Origin of the sequence: Celeribacter sp., from assembly GCF_048259695.1 — a bacterium.
In the GTDB taxonomy this organism is placed as follows: domain Bacteria; phylum Pseudomonadota; class Alphaproteobacteria; order Rhodobacterales; family Rhodobacteraceae; genus Celeribacter.
The window spans coordinates 430607-451246 of the sequence record NZ_JBLXHL010000003.1 but is presented as its reverse complement, the minus strand read 5'-3'; the positions used below and the strand labels follow the sequence as shown (position 1 = coordinate 451246).

Genomic DNA, 20640 nt, shown 5'->3' with positions numbered 1-20640 from the left:
TTGGCTCCGGCGGTAGGGATCGAACCTACGACCAATTGATTAACAGTCAACTGCTCTACCGCTGAGCTACGCCGGAATATGGGGGTGTATAGCTTTGGGATTTCTGGCCCGCAAGGGGGTTTTGCGACAAAAGTTCAAAAAGTTTGTGCGCATGGCCCCGCAATGGAAAAGAGCGCGGTTTCATTGAGGTGTGGTGCGGCTGATACGCGTTTTTGCTCTGTTAAATCAATGAGGTGCGCCAATGTGTTGCGGGCGGCATAGGGGAGGGCCTGTGCGGGGAGGTCGGTGTATATTGCGCGGGTCAGAGCGTTCAGATCACATGGCCCTAACGTCAACTGTTCCAGAATTTGGGCTTCGCGCTCTGTCCGGTGCGCCAAGAGCGCCTCGATCCGCGCCACAGGGTCCGTTACGGGCGCGCCATGGGCCGGAAACAGCCGCATGAGGCCCCGTGAACGGGTGAGCGACAACAGGGTGGTGCAGCTGTCGCGATAGGCGCGGGCATCGCCATCGGGCGGGGAAATGAGCGACGAGGACCATCCCATTACCAGATCGCCGGTAAAACAGGTCGCGCCCCAGATGAAGCTGAGGTGATTGCCCATGTGACCCGGCGTATGCACGGCGCGTAGGGCCACATCGCCCACACGCAGCACATCGCCATCGGCCAAGAGCGCATCGGGGGCAAACGCTGTATCGACGCCTTCGCCACCTGCGGTGAGGCCATCGTTGGCCAAGCGGGTCATCACCTCCGAGCGCCCCGCGGCGGCGTCCCCGAATGCATAGACCGTGGCCCCCGTGGCGCGGGCCAGACCGGCGGCCCCCGCGCTATGGTCAAGGTGGGCGTGGGTGATGGCAATGGCGGCAATGCGGGCGCCGGCGGGCAGGGCGGCCAGAACGGCGTCGATGTGGCTCGTGTCATGCGGCCCTGCGTCGATCAATATCCGCTCCGCACCCGTGCCAAGCAGATAGCAATTCGTTCCCCAATAGGTCATGGGCGAGGGATTGGGGGCAAGGATGCGGATCACGCCATCGCCCATGTCCGTGATCGTTTGTGGTCGCTGTGACATGATTTGCTCTTTCCCTTTGCCGCGTGACAAGGCTACCAATACCCATGTTCTTTGCTTGGCTCAAAAAGTTTACACCCCGCGGCATCTACGGACGCGCCGCTTTGATCATTCTGGTGCCGGTTGTTGTGCTTCAGATGGTTGTCCTTGTCGCGTTTTCCAAGCGGTATTTCGATGACATCACACAGCAGTTGATGGCGGGGGTGGTGGCCGAGGTGGCGCTATACGAGGTGGCCATCGAGGGGCTGTCGCCGCCCGATGCCGTCTCTGTGATGGATGATCTCGCGGCGCGGCTGCAGATCAACGCAACCGTGGGAAGCGATGTGCGCGCGGTTCAGACGCGGCGTCATTGGTATGACGTCTCGGGGCGGACCATCGAACGCGAGCTCGCCGCGGCCTTTGCCACGTTCGAGGGTGTGGATCTGGCAAGCAACAGTCGGGTGTTCACCTTTTCCTATATGACCGATGCGGGGCGGTTGCGCCTTGAGGTGGACCGGACACGGGCCTCGGCGCGCAATCCGCACCAGTTGATCGTTCTGACCTTTTTCACCGGCCTGATTATCACCGCGATTTCGATTGTGTTCTTGCGCAATCAAATGCGTCCGATCCGGCGGTTGGCGCGGGCGGCGGATGCGTTCGGGCGGGGCGAGACGGTTCCGTACCGGTTGAGTGGCGCAACCGAGGTGCGCTCTGCCGGAGCGGCGTTTTTGAATATGCGGGCGCGTATCGAGCGCCAGATCGATCAACGGACCCTGATGCTGTCGGGGGTGTCGCATGACCTGCGCACGCCGCTGACACGGATGCGGTTGACCCTGTCGCTTCTGGAGGCCGATGGCGCACCACAAGAGGACATTGATGCGCTCAAGGACGATATGTCCGAGATGGAGCGCCTGCTTGATGAATTTCTCACCTTTGCGCGCGCCGATGCGGCGGAGGAAAGCGAACCCGTGGATATGGGGGCCCTGGTCACGGCGGCTGTGGCGCGGGCCAAGCGGGCGGGGGGCGATGTGACGCTTGCGCCCTTGCCCGAGGGGGATGTGGTGATGTCGGCGCGTCCCGATGCCTTGGCGCGTGCGCTTGATAACCTGATCGGCAATGCGCTGCGCTATGGCACACGGGCCTTTGTCGCCTTTCACACGCTCGACCGTTCTGTGGTTCTGACGGTTGAGGACGATGGGCCCGGGATTGCGGAAGCCGACCGTGAACGCGCCCAACATCCCTTTGTCCGCCTTGATACGGCGCGCAACCAGAACAAGGGGTCAGGCGTGGGATTGGGCCTGTCGATTGCGGTGGATATTGCCCGCAGGCACGGGGGATCGCTGCGCCTTGGCGATAGCGCCGATCATGGCGGATTGCGGGCCGATATCGTGCTGCCGCGCCGCTCGAAAGCCACAACTTCGCGCTAAGAGGAGTTGCGGGTGGATCGAACGTGCCGACCGGTTTGCCGCGTCAGGTTTGGTAATAGTCGCGGTACCAATCGACAAAGGCTTTTACCCCGTCTTTGACATCCGTTTCGGGCGCGTAGCCCGTCAGTGATGTCAACAGCGACGCATCGGCCCATGTCGCCGGCACATCGCCCGCTTGCATCGGCATCAGGTTGCGGATCGCGGTTTTTCCCGTGGCCGCCTCGATGGCTTCGATAAAGGCGGTGAGCTGCACGGCGTTGGAGTTGCCGATGTTGACCACACGAAACGGGGCCACGGGGGACAGGCTGTCGCCCTGTGCGACGCCGCCGTCTTCGGGGCGGACAGGCACCGCGTCAATGAGCAACCGGATGGCGTGGACGAGATCCTCGACATAGGTGAAATCGCGCCTCATATCGCCGTGATTATAGACGTCGATCGGCGTGTCTTCCAAAATGGCTTTGGTAAATTTGAACAGGGCCATATCGGGGCGCCCCCACGGGCCGTAGACGGTAAAGAACCGGAACATCGTGACAGGCAGGCCAAACAGGTGCGCATAGGAATGCGCCATGTTTTCGGTCGATTTCTTGGTGGCGGCGTAAAATGACATCTGGTGGTCGGCTTTGTCCGTTTCCGCGTAGGGCATGTCCTCGTTCGCGCCGTAGGCCGAGGAGGTCGACGCGAGCAACATATGCGCGGGCGGATGGGCGCGCGCGGCCTCAAGCAATTCGAACGTGCCCACGATATTGCTTTCCAGATAGGCGCGGGGGTTTTCAATCGAATAACGCACGCCCGCCTGCGCGGCGAGGTGGACCACCACGTCCGGTTTTTCCTCGGAAAACAAGGACATCAACAGCCCCGGCGTCTCGACCATGTCATGCACGCAGCGGTAGTTTTCCGACTGGTTTAACATCGCCTCGCGGCGCTCTTTGAGGGTCACATCGTAGTAGTCGGACATACAGTCCAGCCCGATCACGCGCCATCCCTCGTCAAGCAGTTTGCGGCAGACGAATGAGCCGATGAATCCGGCCGCGCCGGTGACGAGAGCTGTGGGCATAGGGCTATCCTTCGGGGGCTGCGATCAATCGGCGCCGAACAGATCGCGGGTGAACACTTTGTCCGCCACATCGGCAATGTCGCCGGTGATGCGGTTGGCGACGATCAGGTCCGCTTCGGCCTTGAATGCGTCCAGATCGGAAATTACGCGGGAGTTGAAGAACTGGTCTTCCTCCATCACGGGTTCATAGACGATCACCTCGACACCTTTTGCCTTGATCCGTTTCATGATGCCCTGAATCGAGGACTGGCGGAAATTGTCGGATCCCGCTTTCATCACGAGGCGGTAGATGCCGACAATCTTGGGCTTTTTGGCAATGATTTGATCGGCCAGAAAATCCTTGCGCGTGCGGTTGGCGTCGACGATGGCGCGGATGATGTTGTTTGGCACCTCGGAATAGTTCGCCAACAGTTGTTTGGTGTCTTTGGGCAGGCAATAGCCGCCATAGCCGAAGGACGGATTGTTGTAATGCCCGCCGATGCGCGGGTCGAGCGAGATGCCGTTGATGATCTGGCGCGGATCCATGTCGCCCGCCATGGCGTAGCTGTCCAACTCGTTGAAAAACGCCACCCGCATGGCGAGGTAGGTGTTTGCGAACAGCTTGATCGCTTCGGCTTCGCGGGCATCGGTGAACAAGATCTCGACATCGGATTTGACCGCCCCTTGCAACAACAGGTTGGCAAAGGTTTCGGCCCGTTCCGAACGCTCGCCCACAATGATGCGCGACGGGTGCAGGTTGTCATATAGGGCGCGGCCCTCCCGCAAGAACTCGGGCGAAAAGATGATGTTGTTCGACCCCGTGCGGGCGCGCAATTCGTCGATGTATCCAACGGGAATGGTCGATTTCACCACGATCACCGCGTCCGTGTTGACGGCCAGAACGGCGTCGACCACCGCCTCGACCGAGGAGGTGTCGAAATAGTTGGTTTGGGCGTCATAATTGGTCGGCGTTGCCACAATCACGAATGTCGCATCGGCGTAGGCGGCGGCCCCATCGGTTGTTGCCGTCAGGTCGAGATCCTTGTGCGCCAGAAAATCTTCCAACTCGGCGTCGATGATCGGGCAGGTGCGCGCGTTCACCTGTGCCACGCGTTCTGCCGAGACATCGACCGCCATGACTGTGTTGTGCTGCGCCAAAAGAACCGCATTCGACAGTCCGACGTACCCGATACCCGCAACCGCAATTTTCATTGACTGCTCACTTTAATAGGAATTGACCAAGATTTTGTTCGTTATAGGGGAAAGCCCAACAACTGCAAAGACTTGATCCGCCGCCTTATTCGCTGTCAGCTGTCGGGTGGCGCTCCGGTGCATCGAATGCAACGTCATCATGCTGTAAAAAAATGCCGTCGTAATGCAACGGTGCTTTGGGACGGGCATGGTTCATCAGGTTGTAGAACCGAAACCCCATTTCGTTCAACGCCACGACAATATCCGAAAAGGTCGGCGTGTTCACAAAACGGTTCAGAATACTCATTTCAACCACGATAAAATCAATGGATTTTCGGTAGGCCTTGATCCCGCGCAACACGCGAAGCTCGTGGCCCTCGACGTCGATTTTGAGGCCGATTTTCCCCGTCAACGCCAGATCGTCAGCCATTTGATCGAAGGTGACAACTTCGACGGAATAGACCTCCCTTATTTCTTCGCTGGTGAGGGCGGTGCGGTCGTGAAACGTGCTTTTGCCGCCCTGTTCCATGAGGTCCATCCGTCCGGCCGTGTCCGAAAGCCCCTTGTTCACAATGACATAACTGCCCGGTTTGTGATCCAGATTCCATTGGTCGGCACGTTGCGGATCAACCAGAACAAACGGTGTGTCGGGAAACGCGTTATAAAGCCAGTCCGTCCCCCCTCTGACACCGATATCGACAATGACGTCCGGTGTGCGTTTCATATTGCCAAATACTTTGGACGGGGTTGATTTGCGCACATATCCGCGCTGCTTGGCCATTTCGTGAAAGTCATGTTTTGAAATCGGGTTTTTCATGGATCAGATCGCCTTTGAGTGTTCCGGCACACCCACAACACAGGATGCCCCCTGATTTGAACCATCTTATTTGTATAGATGTCAATTTATTAGGGGTTAGGCTGTGTTGGGGGAGGGGCGTCCGCTGTGGCGCGGCCCTTCCTGTTTTGGTCGCGCACAGCCCCGCAGGGGATCATTGTGCCGCGTCAGTACCACGGTCATGCCAGTTTGCGGTTTGGGCAGGGGGGCAACGCAGGGGGACGGGCCACTTTGGCGATATGGATTTTGATGTCGCGGTGTTTGGTAGGCCCGGCAGGACTTGAACCCGCAACCAAAGCGTTATGAGCGCTCTGCTCTAACCAGTTGAGCTACAGGCCCGCCGGTGCCTTGAGTATTGTGGGGGTGCGGCGGGGTCAAGAGGGTTTGAGATGTCGGGTGCGTATTGTGTGCACGGAAGCCTGGCGGCGCCTTCGGGGAGGTTTCGGTTGACAGTTCGCCCTGCGATGCGTCAGTTTTCTTTTGGGTAGGGAGAGGTAACCGTAAGTTTCAGGTAACCGTAAGTTTATAAGGTCCGGTATTCACGAGTAAGATGGCTTGGCTTACCCGTTCAAAAACGCATTATGAAAAAGGGACAGCAACAATGAAAAAGACACTTATTTATGCCGCCGGCCTTCTGGCGCTTGCGACGCAACCGATCTTGGCGGGCGAAGCCTCCATTGTCGAAAGACCGTCCTCCTCGGGAGATAACGTGGGAGCGATTATTCTGGGGCTGTTTATTGCCTATGTGGTCGGGACGACCATCGGCAAAGGCGGAACGACGATGTCGACCAAAGGCACCGATGCCGCGTTTGAAAAGCCCAAGGGCAAATTGCTCAAAAAGTTCTAAGACGGCGTTCGGACGTTTTTCGAGATCAAAGGCCGAGAGGGGTGCATGTGGATGCGCCCCTTTTGTTTTGGTCTATTTTCCGGAGCGGACCAATCGCTTGAGCGGTGCGAAAACGGCGGTGGCAAGCGAGTGTTGCATGAGCGCGGCGTCTTCGGGGCCGGTCAGCCCGATCGGCGGTGGCTCCTGACCCTCCGACAGGATCAAGGTGCCAAAGGCCCAATCCCATAGCGCGAGCGTCTGACCGTAGTTGCTATTATAGTGGGCGCGTCGGGTCGAGTGGTGGATTTGGTGCTGTGCGGGCGAAATGACCACCCGCTCAAGCCACGCAGGATAGCGCATCCAGATATGGCTATGGTGCAGGTTGGCCATCGCAAAATTGGCCGCCATCGCAAACAGGTTCACCCCCGCAAAGGTTGCCGCAGTTGTGTCGGGCGCGAGAAACGCCGCAATCAGTCCCTGAACGATGCCCAATCCCGCCGTTTTAACCACAGTGGACAGGACCAGTGCCAGTGGGTGTTGGCGGTACGCGGTAATCGGCGTCATCACCTCGGCGCTGTGATGGACGGCATGAAGCGGCCAGATCACCCGTATCTGGTGATAGGCGCGATGCATCCAGTAGGTTGTCATGTCGGAGGCCAGCCACATTAGAAAGGCCACTGTGACAGGGCCGATGAGCGCCACAGGGGCCGGGGCGGGCAGGCCGCGCGAAATCGCCACCGCGATCACGGTAATCAGCGACAGCCGTCCGAAAATGTCGAACGCCACCATCACCCGTCCGATGACAAACAGCTCTATATCAAGGCGGGTCGAGCGGTGGCGCCAGATGCGCGCCGGTGTGGCCCATGCCCAAAACCCCTGTGCCATACGTCCGCGCCGCACCTGCAACCGGTAAAACAGCCACATGATGGCGAGGGTCACGACAATATACTTCGGCGCAAGCAGGACATGCGACGAAAAGAGCGCGTGATACAGGTCGGAAAGGGTGTCCCACATGCGGGATATATGGCCGCTCTGGCGGTGTTTTTGTCAAGGGGAGGAGTTGTCAAAAGCCCAAGGGTGGGCTATCGGAAAACCAACCATACAAGGAGAGACGTGATGAGTGGCAAAAAAGGTCTCACATACGCGGATGCGGGCGTGGATATCGATGCGGGCAACGCGCTTGTCGAGCGGATCAAACCCGCCGCGAAAGCGACAAAACGGTCGGGCGTGATGTCCGGTCTTGGTGGCTTTGGCGCGATGTTCGATCTTAAGGGCGCAGGCTACGACGATCCGATCCTTGTGGCCGCCACCGACGGCGTTGGCACCAAATTGCGCATCGCCATCGACACCGACCATGTCTCGACCGTGGGCATCGACCTTGTCGCCATGTGCGTTAACGATCTGGTCTGTCAGGGTGCCGAGCCGCTGTTTTTCCTCGACTATTTCGCAACGGGCAAGCTGAAGCTCGACAATGCTGTCTCGATCATCGAAGGCATCGCCAAGGGCTGTGAGATGTCGGGCTGTGCGCTTATCGGCGGCGAGACGGCGGAAATGCCCGGCATGTACGAAGACGGCGATTTCGACCTCGCGGGCTTTGCTGTGGGTGCGATGGAGCGTGGATCCGATTTGCCATCGGGTGTCAAGGTCGGCGATGTGTTGCTTGGCCTGGCGTCAAACGGGGTGCATTCCAACGGCTATTCACTGGTGCGTAAAACCGTTGATCTTTCCGGTTTCCGGTGGACGGATATTGCGCCGTTCTCGGATGATACGCTTGGCAACGAATTGCTCAAACCAACGCGCCTCTATGTCAAATCCGTTCTGGCCGCGATCCGGTCGGGCGGCGTTCATGCGTTGGCCCATATCACCGGCGGTGGCCTGACCGAAAACCTGCCACGCGTTTTGCCCGAGGGGCTTGGGGCCGATATCGATCTGACCGCGTGGACCTTGCCCCCTGTGTTCAAATGGCTGAGTGAGGCGGCGCATCTGTCGCAGCATGAATTGCTCAAAACCTTTAATGCGGGCATTGGCATGATTGCCGTCGTCGACGCCGCCAAGGCCGAGGCGCTCGCTGCGCTGCTGACCGCCGAGGGTGAAACGGTTTACACGATCGGCACCATTACCACCGGCGGTGGCGTGACCTATGAGGGCGCATTGGTTTGACCAAACGCGTTGCGATCCTGATTTCGGGCGGCGGCTCCAATATGGTGACCTTGGCCCGCTCTATGGTCGGCGATCACCCCGCGCGTCCCTGCGTGGTGCTGTCCAATGTGCCGGATGCGGGCGGGTTGGCGCGCGCCGCCGAGATGGGCATTCCCACGGTGGTGGTGAACCACAAAGATTACAAAGGTGACCGTGCGGCCTTCGACACCGCAGTGATCCGTGCCCTCGACGCCCATGCGCCTGATTTCATTGCGCTTGCAGGGTTCATGCGGATTTTGACGCCTGCGTTTATCGGTCACTACGCGGGGCGGATGCTTAACATCCATCCCTCGCTTTTGCCCAAATACAAAGGCCTGCGCACCCATGCCCGTGCGCTTGAGGCGGGCGACGCCGAGGCGGGGTGTTCGGTGCATGAGGTCACGGCGGAACTTGACGGCGGGCCGATCCTGACACAGGCGCGTGTGCCGATCCTTGCGGGGGACACCGCCGATGATATCGCCGCGCGTGTCTTGCCGAAAGAGCATCTGGTTTACCCCGCCACGTTGCGCCGGTTTATCGAGGGGGATCGCGCACGGGTTGATCTTTGATCATACGCCACAACGGAGGCGGTCAACCCGCTTTCCTTTTGTCCCGAAACTGCGTAAGACCCTCGCATGACGCGCGGGATGACCCCGCACCGCAGTGAAAAGAAACAGAATGATCACAGTAAAAACGACCGAAGGACTACAGGCCTTTTGCGACCGCGCCAAAGCGCATGATTACGTTACCGTCGACACCGAATTCTTGCGTGAACGGACGTATTACTCCAAACTTTGCCTCATTCAGCTCGCCGTTCCAGGCGACGCAGAGGAGGACGCGGTTCTGGTTGATCCTTTGGCCGAGGGCCTTGATCTTGCTCCCCTTTATGCGCTGTTCAAAGACGAAAGCGTGGTCAAGGTGTTCCATGCCGCCCGTCAGGATCTCGAAATTTTCTACATTCAGGGACAGGTGATCCCGACGCCGCTCTTTGACACACAGGTCGCCGCGATGGTGTGCGGGTTCGGGGAGCAGGTCGGTTATGAGACGCTTGTGCGTAAAATCGCCAAGGAAAGCCTCGATAAAACCTCGCGCTTTACCGATTGGTCGCGCCGCCCGTTGACGGCAGCGCAGGAAACCTACGCCCTGGCCGATGTGACGCATTTGCGGGTGATCTATGAATTCCTCGCCAAGGAGATCAAGCGTACAGGCCGCCAGAAATGGGTTGAGGAGGAAGAAGAAATCCTGACCTCGCCCGCGACCTATGTGGTGCATCCCGACGAGGCATGGCAGCGTGTGAAAACCCGCACCAATTCCGGAAAATTCCTTGCCGCCGTTAAAGAACTGTCGGCCTTTCGCGAAAGTTACGCCCAGTCGCGCAATATCCCGCGCAGCCGCGTCTATAAGGACGATGCGCTGTTGGAACTGGCCTCGACCAAACCGCAATCCTTTGAGGATCTGTCCCGCTCGCGCCTGTTGTTGCGCGAGGCGCGCAGAGGCGACATCGCCGACGGCATCATCGCCGCGATCAAGGCCGCAGCGGCCTATGCGCCAGGTGACATGCCGATTGCCGATCGCAGCAAGGAAAAGCTACAGGTCAACCCTGCGCTTGCCGATATGCTGCGTGTGCTTTTGAAAGCAAAATCAGATAATTACAACGTGGCGGCGAAAATGATTGCCTCCGCGTCTGACCTTGATCGTATTGCGGCGGGCGAACGCGATGTCAGCGCGCTGCGTGGGTGGCGGTCGGAGGTGTTCGGCGATGATGCGCTGCGCTTGTGTGAGGGCAAGGTCGGCTTGGCCGTCAAAGGTCAAAAGGTTGATGTGATCGCGCTCTAATCGAGCCTGCGACCACATTCGGGGGCGGTGGAGAGGGAGGAGCTCCGCCGCCCCTTTTTTGCGGCCATATCTCTGATGTCCGCGTTTATGCCACCGCCATGGAGAAACGTTTGCCTGTCATCGGAACAGGGGCAAAACCGCATGCGAGGTAGGCCTTTTGCGCCGCGATATTGGTGGTCATGGTGCCGACGGTCATGCGGCCACAGCCCCATGATTTCGCCAGATCATGCGCGGCGTCGATCAACGCCCGCCCGATGCCCGTCCCGCGATGCGCCTCGTCGACAAACAGGTGATGCAGGTCCATGACGCGCTCGCCGAATTGCAACCGCATCCCGCCCGTGAGGCCGGCGTAGCCGATCACGCGGCCATGATGCTCGGCGACAATCAGTTTCAGCCACGGCATATCGGCCTTGAGCAGGTGGACAAGGGCCGGCAGGTCAAGCGTCGCCGCCTCGCCGTGGTGGCGCGACAGGGCGCCGATCATCGCCAAAAGCGCGGATTTGTCGGCCCATTGCGCGGGGCGGATGGTCACACCCTCAGGCGTGGTGTGTCGCGGGCGGGTCAGGGTCAGGGGGGCAGTGCTGTTCATTTTAACTCTCCTATGTGTGCCACAGGGAGTTTGAAAAACAAAAAAGCCGCCCTGCGGCGACCTTTCATTTTTCCATGACGATAGGCCGCTCTCTATATGAGGTCGGTCCAATAATAGGCTGTCATGTTCATTGCGTGTTTCATGCGACAAGGGTGGCGCACAGCGCGCATTGTGTCAATCACCAAAATGCATCGCGCGTAAAATCATCGGGCGGGTAGGTGATTGTGATGCGGGTCTTACATTAAGATCAAGGTGTGAGTCATTGTTAAAAATGTGAAAAACCCGCCCCAAAATGACTTGGGGCGGGTGTCCGTTGCTCATGCGGACTGTCAATACGCGGACTTAGCCGTCGTAATCGACCTCTTCGGTGAGGCGCAGGGCATCGCCTCGGTGGTTTGCAATTTCCATCAGGTTGAGGCCGTCAGGGTCGAACGTCCCCCAACTTGCCACCAGATCAGAGGCCTGCGTGCCCGGTGCAATCGGGTATTCCGAGTTGGCCTCGGCATAGATTTCCTGCGCTTCGGGGGATGTCAGGTATTCAATGAACTGAACGGCTTCGTCATAGTTTTTTGCCGCTTTGGTCAGGGCCACGCCGGAGATGTTGACGTGGGTGCCGCCGCCCTCGAACACAGGGAAATCAAGGCGCACGCTGTCCGCCCATTCTTTTTGCTCGGGATCGGCGAGCATTTCGCCCATGTAGTAGGTGTTGCCAAGCGAGATGTCGCATTCACCGGCCCAGATCGCTTTGACCTGTGCGCGGTCGTTGCCCTGTGGTTTGCGGGCAAGGTTGGCTTTGACGCCTTCAAGCCAGGCCTTGGTCTCTGCTTCGCCGTGGTGGGCGAGATAGGCGGAGGTCAGGCCGATCATGTAGGTATGCGTGCCGGAGCGGGTGCAAATGCGGCCCTGCCATTTGGGGTCTGCGAGGTCTTCGTAGGTGGTGACATCGCCCTCGGCCACGCGATCGCGCGAGGCATAGACGATGCGCGCGCGGGTGGTCAGGCCCCACCACTGCCCCTCGGGGTCGCGGAACTCGGCGGGGACATTGGCCTCCAGAGTGTCGGTCGTCACGGCTTGGGTTACGCCCGCGTCGACGGCCTCGGCCAGACGCGACACATCAACGGTGAGAATCACATCGGCAGGGGAGCGGTCGCCCTCGGCTTTGAGCCGTTCAACCATGCCTTTTTCGAGATAGGCCACGTTGACGTTGATGCCTGTCGCGGCGGTGAAGGCATCCGTCAGCGGTGCGATCAATTCGGGCTGACGGTAGGAATAGACGTTGACGTCTGCGGCCATTGCCGTCGCGGCGGGCAGGGCCGTCAGTGCGGTGGTTGCGGCCAGAATGGTGTGTTTGATGTGCATGATGTGCCTCCTTGGGTTGAGGCGGTTCTAATCCGACTAAAATGCTTGGTCAATAGCTGACTGAAAATATCAGGATTAAAATCTGCACGGCCTGTCCTATAGGTTTCCGGCCTTGTCCACGACCTTCACCGCATCCCACAAGGCATCCATTTCCGCCAGATCGCTGTCGCTCGGTGTCTTTCCATTTGCGGCGAGCCTGTCCTCCACCGCATTGAACCGGCGTACAAATTTTGCATTTGTGGCGCGGAGGGCCTCCTCGGCGTCGACCCCCATGTGGCGGCCCAGATTGACGACGACGAACAACAGGTCGCCGAACTCCTCGAACACCTCCGCCTGCGTGAGCCTGTCGCGGGCCTCTTCCAGTTCGGCGGCTTCCTCGCGGATTTTGTCGAGCACATGCGAGGCGTCGGGCCAGTCAAACCCCACCCGTGCCGCACGTTTTTGCAGCTTTTGCGCCCGCATCAACGCAGGCAAGCCCATCGCCACCCCGTCAAGCACCCGCGTCTCGCCGCGCCGTTTGCGCTCCACCGCCTTTTCGCGCTCCCAATCTATTGTCTGTTGCTCGGGGGATTTTTGGTTGCTCTCGTCGCCAAAGACATGCGGGTGGCGCGAAATCATTTTGGCCGCGATACTCTTGGCCACGTCGTCAAAATCAAACAGGCCCTTGTCGGCGGCAATCTGTGCCTGAAATACCGATTGGAACAACAGATCGCCCAACTCGGATTTCAGATCCTCCATATCGCCCCGCGCAATCGCGTCGTCGACCTCATAGGCCTCCTCGATCGTGAACGGCGAAACCGTCGCGAAATCCTGCTCGATATCCCACGGGCAACCGCCCTCGGGATCGCGCAAGCGGCGCATGATTTCGAGCAGTTGCTCTATGCCTTGCGGCACGGCGTGGATCGGGTCACTGGATTTATCTGTCATAGGGGCAAAGTGGCGGGGCGCATGGCCCTTTGCAAGTCGCAATTGCGGTGCTAGTGTCGCGACATGACGACGACATGCACCATTATTATCTGCTGCATTATCCGCTAACATTTGTTGCGCGGACACGGTCTCTTTTCTCCCATAGGTGAAGCTGATAAGTCTGCGCTAACACGCGATTAAAAGGCTATGGCTGATGACCACGATCAAGCTGACGAACACAAAGACCCGTAAAAAAGACGACTTTGTGCCGATCGACCCCGAAAACGTGCGGATGTATGTCTGTGGCCCGACGGTTTATGACCGCGCCCATATCGGCAATGCGCGGCCGGTGATTGTGTTTGACGTGCTGTACCGGTTGTTGCGCCATGTCTACGGTCCCGACCACGTCACCTACGTGCGCAACTTCACCGACGTAGATGACAAGATCAACGCCCGCGCCGCCGAAAGTGGCCGCACGATTAAAGACATCACTGACGAGACGACACAGTGGTATCTCGATGATATGCGGGCCGTGGGTGCGCTTGACCCAAACGAGATGCCGCGCGCGACCGATTACATTGCGCAGATGATCATGATGATCGAGGATCTGATCGCCAAGGGCCACGCCTATAGCGATGGCGCGGGGCATGTGTTGTTTGCGGTGGACAGCTACAAACACTATGGCGATCTTTCTGGCCGCTCCACCGATGATATGATCGCGGGGGCGCGGGTCGAAGTGGCCGATTACAAAAACAACCCGATGGATTTTGTCCTTTGGAAACCGTCTGTTGGCGATCAGCCCGGATGGGACAGCCCGTGGGGCGTTGGTCGTCCCGGGTGGCACATCGAATGCTCGGCCATGTCCAAAGACCTGCTTGGCGATCACTTTGACATCCACGGCGGCGGCAACGATTTGATGTTCCCGCACCACGAAAACGAGATCGCCCAAAGCTGCTGCGCGTCGGGTCATGCCGATGATGGCGCGGGCTTTGCCAACTACTGGCTGCACAACGAAATGCTACAGGTCGAGGGCAAGAAAATGTCCAAGTCGCTTGGCAATTTCTTTACCGTGCGCGATTTGCTCGATGGCCATGATGGCCAAGCCCCAGTGCCGGGCGAAGTGATCCGCTTTGTGTTTCTAAGCACGCATTATCGCAAGCCGATGGACTGGACAGCGGACAAGGCGGATCAGGCGAAAGCGACGTTGAAATCGTGGCGCAAGCTTTTGGACGGCGCGGACCCCATTGGTGCGGATCAAGCCGTAGTTGATATGTTGGCGGATGATTTGAACACCGCGGGCGCTATCACGCTTTTACATAAAATGGCCAAGGACATTGCCGCAAATCCTCAGAAGGACTGCTTTTATGAAAAGGGGGCGATGTTGGCCTCAGCGCAGTTGCTTGGATTGTTGACCGCGCCGTCTGAGGTGGACGATGTGCAGATTGACCTCTCCGCCTACGCCGACAAACTCTCTGCACTCCGCACCACTGCCATGGAAACCAAAGACTTCGCCCCCGTGGATGCGCTGAAATCCGCGCTCTTGGAGGCGGGTGTCGAGGTTCGCATGTCCAAGACGGGTGTCGATCTTGACGCGGGTCCGAATTTCGACGCTTCCAAACTGGAGGGTCTGCTATGAGCGTTTGGGGCACAGAGATGAGGGGGGCGCCTGACTGGGCGGGCGCGACTGCGCCTGCCGTGGGGCAGGCAGGCGCAGCCCGTGGTTCCCACGGGCAGGAAGGGAAAGAATAACATGACCAAAGACCGCCTCTACATCTTCGACACCACATTGCGCGACGGGCAACAGACCCAAGGCGTGCAGTTTTCCACCGAGGAAAAGCACCAGATCGCCCATGCGCTCGACGCGCTTGGGGTGGATTATATCGAGGGCGGTTGGCCCGGTGCCAATCCCACCGACACCGAGTTTTTTGACGCGCCACCGAAAGTCGATGCGACCTTTCTTGCCTTTGGCATGACCAAACGCGCGGGCCGTTCGGCCGAAAATGACGATGTGCTTGCGGGCGTGTTGAACGCCAACACCAAGGCCGTGTGTCTGGTCGGCAAAACCCATGATTTCCACGTCACCACAGCGCTCGGCTTCACACTTGACGAGAACCTCGACAACATTGCCCGCTCGTTTGAATACATTGTGGCGCAGGGGCGTGAGGCGCTGTTTGATGCCGAACATTTCTTTGACGGCTACAAGGCCAATCCAGAGTACGCGCTCAAATGTCTGCACGCCGCTTATGGCGCGGGGGCGCGGTGGATTGTGTTGTGCGACACCAATGGCGGGGCCTTGCCCCAAGAGGTCCATGACATCACGCGCATCGTGATCGACAGCGGCATCCCCGGCGACCATCTGGGCATTCACACCCATGACGACACCGGCAACGCCGTGGCCAATTCGCTTGCCGCAATCAACGCGGGCGCCCGCCACGTCCAAGGGACGCTCAACGGCTTGGGCGAGCGGTGCGGCAATGCCAATCTGATCACCTTGATCCCGACGCTCCTGCTCAAGGAACCGTATAAATCGACCTTGCAAACGGGGGTGACGACAGACGCCTTGGCGGGTTTGGTGAAGACCTCGCGCACGCTCGACGACATCCTCAACCGTGTCCCGCAACGCGCGGCCCCCTATGTGGGCGCATCGGCCTTTGCGCATAAAGCGGGGCTACATGCCTCGGCTATTCTCAAGGATCCGGCCACCTATGAACATATCGCGCCCGAGGTCGTGGGCAATGCGCGGATCGTGCCGATGTCGAACCAGGCGGGGCAAAGCAACCTGCGCCGCCGTCTGGCCGAGATGGGGTTGGACATTGCCGATAAAACCGATCTCTCGCGCATTCTCGACCGCATCAAAGACCGCGAAAGCGAGGGCTACGCCTATGACAGCGCACAGGCCTCGTTCGAATTGGAGGCGCGGCGCGAATTGGGCCTGTTGCCAAGCTTTTTCGAGATCAAGCGTTACCGCGTCACCGTCGAGCGCCGCAAGAACAAGCGCAACAAAATGGTGTCGCTGTCCGAGGCCGTTGTGGTCACGAAAATCGGCGGGGAAAAGACCCTTGCCGTGTCCGATAGTCTCGACAGTCATGGCAAGGACGCAGGTCCGGTGAACGCGCTTGCCCGTGCCTTGATGAAGGATCTCGGACCGTATCAGGCGTTGATCGACGATATTGATCTGGTCGACTATAAGGTGCGCATCACCCAAGGCGGCACCGCCGCGAAAACCCGCGTCATCATCGACCACGAGGACGGGCAGGGACGACGGTGGTCCACCGTTGGCGTGTCGTCCAACATTATCGATGCCTCGTTCGAGGCGCTGCTCGACGCGATTTTGTGGAAACTTGTACGTGACGGGGCAAAACCCGCGGGGGCCAAATGAGCGTTAATGCCTGTGCCGAATTGGTCGAAAAGGCCGACCCTGAACGGTTCCGCACCACGATGGCGGCCCCTGTGGCGGCGCGGGCGGTGTTGTTCCCGATCCATGCCTTTTGTCTGGAGGTGGCCAAGGCCCCTTGGGTGACGAAAGAAAGCATGATTGCCGAGATGCGGTTGCAGTTCTGGCGTGATGTCCTGACCGAAATCGGGGAGCGCAAAGCGCCCCGCGCCCATGAGGTCGCCGCGCCTTTGGCGGCCGTGCTCGATGATGCGGCCGCCACGGCGCTCGACGCCACAGTGACGGCCCGCCAGTGGGATATCTACAGTGACCCGCATGAGGATGAGGCGGCGCTGCATCGCTATCTCCATGCCACCTATGTCATCCCGATGCATGTGGCGTCACGGTTGCTTGGCGCCGGTGAGGATCATGCCAAGGCTTTGAACCGGTTGGGGTTTGCAGGGGCGTTGGGACGGTATTTTACCGCCATTCCCGCATTACAGGACCACGGTCGCAGACCGCTCATCGACGGGCGGCCCGAGGCCGTTGCGGCCTTGGCCAAAGAGACGGTGGAAAAGGCCCGTTGGGGGGCGCAGAACCTGCGCGGGCTCAGCAAATCCGCACGCGCGCCTATGTTGGATGCGATGATGCAAATGCCGCTGTTACGTCAGGCGGCGAAAGATCCGATGGCCGTGATCGAGGGCCGTTTGGGGCAGGGCGCGTTCAAGGCGTCTTTGCGCCTCGCGGGCGTGTCTCAGCTCTCGGGTTGGGCGGCGTTTTGATAGTAATCCAACACGTAAACACGGATCGCCGAGGCTAATCCGGCATCCACGCCGCGTGTCTCGTCGATCTGGGCCGCAAGCACGTTGATCGGTTTGCCTTCACGGTCCGCAATGTCGCGAAAGGCCCGCCAGAACGGGTCTTCGAGGGACACGGACGTGCGGTGGCCGTGCAAGGTCAGCGACCGTTTAACGGGGCGGGCGGTCATGATCGTCGTCTGCCTCATCGGGGGACGGTCCGTCACGCTCCGGCTCTGGTTTCGCCTCGGTCTTGATCCCGTCCAAAGCCGACTTTGCTTTGGCGGCATCGAAGGCTGTGACGTGCTTTTGCCCCTTGGACAATCCGAATTTGGTCGCGTTTTCATCGGCGGCCGCGCGTTTTGCCGCGCGGGCCTTTTTCTTGCGAAATTGGTTGAGGTTGGTGACGTTGGACGGGGGTGATGTGCTCATGGGGTAGGATAGTACCACGATTTTCCCGCTCTATAAAGCGCCAAATAAAAGGGCGACCCAAGGGCCGCCCTGTATCGTGAACGTGAGACCGGTTTAGTCTTTGGGGCCGATCATCTGTTCGGGTCGCACGACCGCGTCAAACGTGGCCTCATCGACAAAGCCGAGTGCAATGGCCTCTTGTTTGAGGGTGGTGCCGTTTTTATGCGCGGTCTTGGCAACTTTGGTCGCGTTATCGTAGCCGATCGTGGGCGCAAGAGCGGTGACGAGCATCAAGGATTCGTGCAGCAGTTTCTCGATACGGGCCTCGTTGGCCTCAATGCCCACAACCATGTTGTCGGTGAACGCCGAGGCGCTGTCGCCCAAAAGTTGCATGGATTGCAATACGTTATAGGACATCATCGGGTTGTAGACGTTCAGTTCGAAATGGCCTTGGCTGCCTGCAAAACCGACGGCGGCGTTGTTGCCCATGACATGGGCGCACACCATTGTGAGGGCTTCGGCCTGTGTCGGGTTCACTTTGCCGGGCATGATCGACGAGCCGGGTTCGTTCTCGGGCAGGTTCAATTCGCCAAGGCCACAGCGCGGACCGGAGCCGAGCAGCCGGATGTCGTTGGCGATCTTGAACAAGGACGCCGCAACGGTGTTGAGCGCACCGGAGAACATCACCATGGCGTCATGCGCGGCCAGAGCTTCGAATTTGTTGGGCGCGGTCACGAACGGCAGGTCGGTGATTTCCGCCATGTTGGCGGCGACCATTTCGGCCCAGCCTTTTTGCGTGTTCAGACCGGTGCCGACGGCGGTGCCGCCCTGTGCCAATTCGTAAATGTCACCGAGACAGGCCTCAACGCGGGCGATGCCTTTGCGCACTTGGTGGGCGTAGCCGCCGAACTCTTGGCCAAGGGTAAGCGGCGTTGCGTCTTGCGTATGGGTGCGGCCGATCTTGATGATATCTTTGAACTTTTCGGATTTCGCTTCGAGCGCTTCGGCCAGTTTGGTCAGGCCGGGGATCAAGACATCGCGGGCTTGCATCCCGATGGCGACGTGCATCGCGGTCGGGAAGGTATCGTTGGACGACTGGCCCATGTTGCAATGGTCGTTGGGGTGGACGGGCGATTTGGACGCCATCACACCGCCGAGCATTTCAATCGCGCGGTTCGAGATGACTTCGTTGGCGTTCATGTTCGACTGCGTCCCGGAACCGGTTTGCCAGACCACGAGGGGAAAGTTGTCGTCGAACTTGCCGTCGATCACTTCGCCCGCTGCCGCGATAATCGCATCGGCAATCTCCGGCTCCATCGTGCCGAGGTTTTTGTTGGCCATCGCACAGGCTTTTTTGACCACACCAAGGGCGCGGATAATCGGGACGGGTTGTTTTTCCCAACCGATCGGGAAATTCAGGATCGAGCGCTGCGTCTGTGCGCCCCAATACTTGTCTGCGGGAACCTCAAGTGGGCCAAAGCTATCGGTTTCTGTACGGGTATTTGTCATCGGGGCTCTCTCCCTTGATGGTGCCAAAATCTTGGGTCCGGCTATACGCGGTCGGGGGGAGTAAATCAATGTATACCAACGCATACACCTCGGTGTTTGCGCTAAAGTTGCGTTTGATTTGAGGCAATGACAGGCATTAAGGCACAGCGAACGGCAAAGGCGCGCAAAGCCCCCCGTGTTCCGGAGAAGGGTCTGTCAGGATCGGGTGTGGGAAGTTATTTGCGAAACTTGTCCAGAGAGACGATTTCGGCATCCTTCGTGGGCTTGGGGCCTGTCTCTGCCTTGTCGGCGCCGGCCTTTTCAAGGGTCGTGATCTCGGCCTCAACGGGCGTCAGATCCTCGTCGTCCTCATCCATTTCGTCGGCATCGATTTCCTGGGTCTCGAACCGCAGGCCGAATTCAACCGACGGATCGACAAAGGTGCGGATCGCATCATAGGGAATATAAAGCGGTTCGGGATTGTCACCGAAATTGAGGGTGATGGCAAAACCGTCATCGGTGACATCCAGATTGTCGAACCAGTGCTGGATAACGACGGTCATTTCCTCGGGATAGCGATCCGACAGCCAATCGGCCAGTTCGACATCGGGGTGCATCGTGTCGAAGGTGATAAAGAAATGATGATCGCCGGGCAATCCATTGGCTTTGATTCCGTCCAGAACTTTACGGATTAGCCCACGCATCGCGTCGTGCATCAGATTGCCGTAATCGATGCTTTTGCCCATGTCATTTCGTCCTCTTTGAAACCTGACAGTTTCAGCATAGGGGATTCGGGAGTGAAGGGAAGGGGTTAGGAGACTGAAAGCGGTCCGTGAAACACCATTTGATTGCCTTAGTCGAACTGCTCCCCCGACAACATGAGGGCGGTGGCGTTTTCGGGTAGGGATCCCATTTTTTCGAAAAAGCTCAAAAGATCGACGGTGTTATAGACCTCGACAAGGGCGCCATCCTCCATCCGGCCCATAACCTGGGCTGTGAAATCGGTCGGCTGCATCGTTTTCGCGTGTCGCCCCGAGATGGTGACGTGCGCCCAATACCACGGATCGGCATCCACGGCGACATCGACGGTACAGGCGATTTCGCACAGCATGGCCCTTGCTGCCAAAACCAGTTCCTTGACGTCTTGGGCATTGGCGGAAAAATCGGTGAGCAAGCCTTTGGAGGCGGTGTCATTGGTCAGATAGTCGTCAATCGCGTCGATGTCGCCCTGAACCCAGACGCGGTCATAAAAGGCTTGGTAAAGGGCGGCGGCAGTGGTCATGGGGAATGTCCTGAATGGGGTAAATACCCCACAGATGTAGCGGCCTGTTTCTAAAGGAGAGGTAAACGC

General features: G+C 59.0%; 21 protein-coding genes and 2 tRNA genes. 8 read left to right on the top strand and 15 right to left on the bottom strand.

The window, feature by feature from the left end; translation table 11 throughout:
• Position 1: 1 nt before the first annotated feature.
• Positions 2–76: transfer RNA gene (locus tag ACN0Q0_RS08040), tRNA-Asn, on the bottom strand.
• A 58-nt stretch (positions 77–134) separates the two neighbouring features.
• Entirely contained in the window at positions 135–1064 is a 930-nt protein-coding gene (locus ACN0Q0_RS08035) for an MBL fold metallo-hydrolase (RefSeq protein ID WP_417242864.1), read from the bottom strand.
• 44 nt (positions 1065–1108) lie between these two features.
• Between ACN0Q0_RS08035 and ACN0Q0_RS08030 the strand changes: the two genes are divergently transcribed.
• A complete protein-coding gene (locus ACN0Q0_RS08030; RefSeq protein WP_417242863.1) occupies positions 1109–2467 on the top strand; it encodes an ATP-binding protein in 1359 nt (452 codons plus the stop codon).
• A 43-nt stretch (positions 2468–2510) separates the two neighbouring features.
• On the opposite strand, the gene ACN0Q0_RS08025 is transcribed toward ACN0Q0_RS08030, so the two are convergent.
• The 4 genes from ACN0Q0_RS08025 to ACN0Q0_RS08010 form a co-directional block, all read right to left on the bottom strand.
• A complete protein-coding gene (locus ACN0Q0_RS08025; RefSeq protein WP_417242862.1) occupies positions 2511–3521 on the bottom strand; it encodes an NAD-dependent epimerase/dehydratase family protein in 1011 nt (336 codons plus the stop codon).
• A 24-nt stretch (positions 3522–3545) separates the two neighbouring features.
• The gene (locus ACN0Q0_RS08020; RefSeq protein WP_417242861.1) at positions 3546–4712 is read right to left on the bottom strand and encodes a nucleotide sugar dehydrogenase; all 1167 of its coding nucleotides are present in this window, start codon (positions 4710–4712) and stop codon (positions 3546–3548) included.
• An 85-nt stretch (positions 4713–4797) separates the two neighbouring features.
• Complete coding sequence (locus tag ACN0Q0_RS08015; RefSeq protein ID WP_417242860.1) at positions 4798–5508, bottom strand: FkbM family methyltransferase; 711 nt, start codon at positions 5506–5508, stop codon at positions 4798–4800.
• A gap of 280 nt (positions 5509–5788) precedes the next feature.
• A tRNA-Ile gene (locus ACN0Q0_RS08010) sits at positions 5789–5865 on the bottom strand.
• A 262-nt stretch (positions 5866–6127) separates the two neighbouring features.
• Here ACN0Q0_RS08010 and ACN0Q0_RS08005 point away from each other — a divergent pair.
• A complete protein-coding gene (locus ACN0Q0_RS08005) occupies positions 6128–6373 on the top strand; it encodes a hypothetical protein (RefSeq protein ID WP_417242859.1) in 246 nt (81 codons plus the stop codon).
• Between the two features lie 72 nt (positions 6374–6445).
• On the opposite strand, the gene ACN0Q0_RS08000 is transcribed toward ACN0Q0_RS08005, so the two are convergent.
• Positions 6446–7366: a sterol desaturase family protein gene (locus tag ACN0Q0_RS08000; RefSeq protein ID WP_417242858.1), complete on the bottom strand. Its 921-nt coding sequence runs from the start codon at positions 7364–7366 to the stop codon at positions 6446–6448.
• A gap of 102 nt (positions 7367–7468) precedes the next feature.
• Here ACN0Q0_RS08000 and purM point away from each other — a divergent pair, with 102 nt between their 5' ends.
• From purM to rnd, 3 genes are all read left to right on the top strand, one after another.
• Positions 7469–8512, top strand: a complete 1044-nt coding sequence (gene purM, locus ACN0Q0_RS07995; RefSeq protein ID WP_417242857.1) for a phosphoribosylformylglycinamidine cyclo-ligase — start codon at positions 7469–7471, stop codon at positions 8510–8512.
• Positions 8509–9099, top strand: a complete 591-nt coding sequence (gene purN / locus ACN0Q0_RS07990; protein WP_417242856.1) for a phosphoribosylglycinamide formyltransferase — start codon at positions 8509–8511, stop codon at positions 9097–9099. The genes purM and purN overlap by 4 nt, the downstream gene beginning before the upstream one ends.
• A gap of 109 nt (positions 9100–9208) precedes the next feature.
• Positions 9209–10366 carry a ribonuclease D gene (rnd, locus tag ACN0Q0_RS07985; protein WP_417242855.1) on the top strand — a complete coding sequence of 386 codons (1158 nt, stop codon included), beginning with the start codon at positions 9209–9211 and terminating at the stop codon, positions 10364–10366.
• 85 nt (positions 10367–10451) lie between these two features.
• Here rnd and ACN0Q0_RS07980 read toward each other — a convergent pair whose 3' ends face one another.
• The 3 genes from ACN0Q0_RS07980 to mazG all read right to left on the bottom strand — a co-directional run bounded on the left by ACN0Q0_RS07980 (position 10452) and on the right by mazG (position 13241).
• A complete protein-coding gene (locus ACN0Q0_RS07980) occupies positions 10452–10955 on the bottom strand; it encodes a GNAT family N-acetyltransferase (protein ID WP_417242854.1) in 504 nt (167 codons plus the stop codon).
• Positions 10956–11297: 342 nt separating this feature from the next.
• A complete protein-coding gene (locus ACN0Q0_RS07975; RefSeq protein WP_417242853.1) occupies positions 11298–12314 on the bottom strand; it encodes a Fe(3+) ABC transporter substrate-binding protein in 1017 nt (338 codons plus the stop codon).
• 96 nt (positions 12315–12410) lie between these two features.
• Positions 12411–13241: a nucleoside triphosphate pyrophosphohydrolase gene (mazG, locus tag ACN0Q0_RS07970; RefSeq protein ID WP_417242852.1), complete on the bottom strand. Its 831-nt coding sequence runs from the start codon at positions 13239–13241 to the stop codon at positions 12411–12413.
• 193 nt (positions 13242–13434) lie between these two features.
• On the opposite strand from mazG, the gene cysS reads away from it, so the two are divergent.
• The 3 genes from cysS to ACN0Q0_RS07955 all read left to right on the top strand — a co-directional run bounded on the left by cysS (position 13435) and on the right by ACN0Q0_RS07955 (position 17375).
• Entirely contained in the window at positions 13435–14856 is a 1422-nt protein-coding gene (gene cysS / locus ACN0Q0_RS07965; RefSeq protein WP_417242851.1) for a cysteine--tRNA ligase, read from the top strand.
• A 114-nt stretch (positions 14857–14970) separates the two neighbouring features.
• Positions 14971–16599 carry a citramalate synthase gene (gene cimA, locus ACN0Q0_RS07960; protein WP_417242850.1) on the top strand — a complete coding sequence of 543 codons (1629 nt, stop codon included), beginning with the start codon at positions 14971–14973 and terminating at the stop codon, positions 16597–16599.
• Positions 16596–17375, top strand: a complete 780-nt coding sequence (locus ACN0Q0_RS07955; protein ID WP_417242849.1) for a squalene/phytoene synthase family protein — start codon at positions 16596–16598, stop codon at positions 17373–17375. The genes cimA and ACN0Q0_RS07955 overlap by 4 nt, the downstream gene beginning before the upstream one ends.
• Here the strand turns inward: ACN0Q0_RS07955 and ACN0Q0_RS07950 are convergent.
• The 5 genes from ACN0Q0_RS07950 to ACN0Q0_RS07930 all read right to left on the bottom strand — a co-directional run bounded on the left by ACN0Q0_RS07950 (position 17348) and on the right by ACN0Q0_RS07930 (position 20571).
• The gene (locus tag ACN0Q0_RS07950; protein ID WP_417242848.1) at positions 17348–17581 is read right to left on the bottom strand and encodes a ribbon-helix-helix domain-containing protein; all 234 of its coding nucleotides are present in this window, start codon (positions 17579–17581) and stop codon (positions 17348–17350) included. The genes ACN0Q0_RS07955 and ACN0Q0_RS07950 overlap by 28 nt on opposite strands.
• Entirely contained in the window at positions 17562–17822 is a 261-nt protein-coding gene (locus ACN0Q0_RS07945; RefSeq protein ID WP_417242847.1) for a DUF4169 family protein, read from the bottom strand. Before ACN0Q0_RS07945 ends, ACN0Q0_RS07950 begins: the two co-directional genes overlap by 20 nt.
• 93 nt (positions 17823–17915) lie before the next feature.
• The gene (gene fumC / locus ACN0Q0_RS07940) at positions 17916–19310 is read right to left on the bottom strand and encodes a class II fumarate hydratase (protein WP_417242846.1); all 1395 of its coding nucleotides are present in this window, start codon (positions 19308–19310) and stop codon (positions 17916–17918) included.
• 215 nt (positions 19311–19525) lie between these two features.
• Positions 19526–20035, bottom strand: coding sequence for an SspB family protein (locus ACN0Q0_RS07935; protein WP_417242845.1), 510 nt, complete (start codon positions 20033–20035; stop codon positions 19526–19528).
• Between the two features lie 107 nt (positions 20036–20142).
• On the bottom strand, positions 20143–20571 hold the full coding sequence (locus ACN0Q0_RS07930) for an ester cyclase (protein WP_417242844.1): 429 nt from the start codon (positions 20569–20571) through the stop codon (positions 20143–20145).
• Positions 20572–20640: the final 69 nt, after the last annotated feature.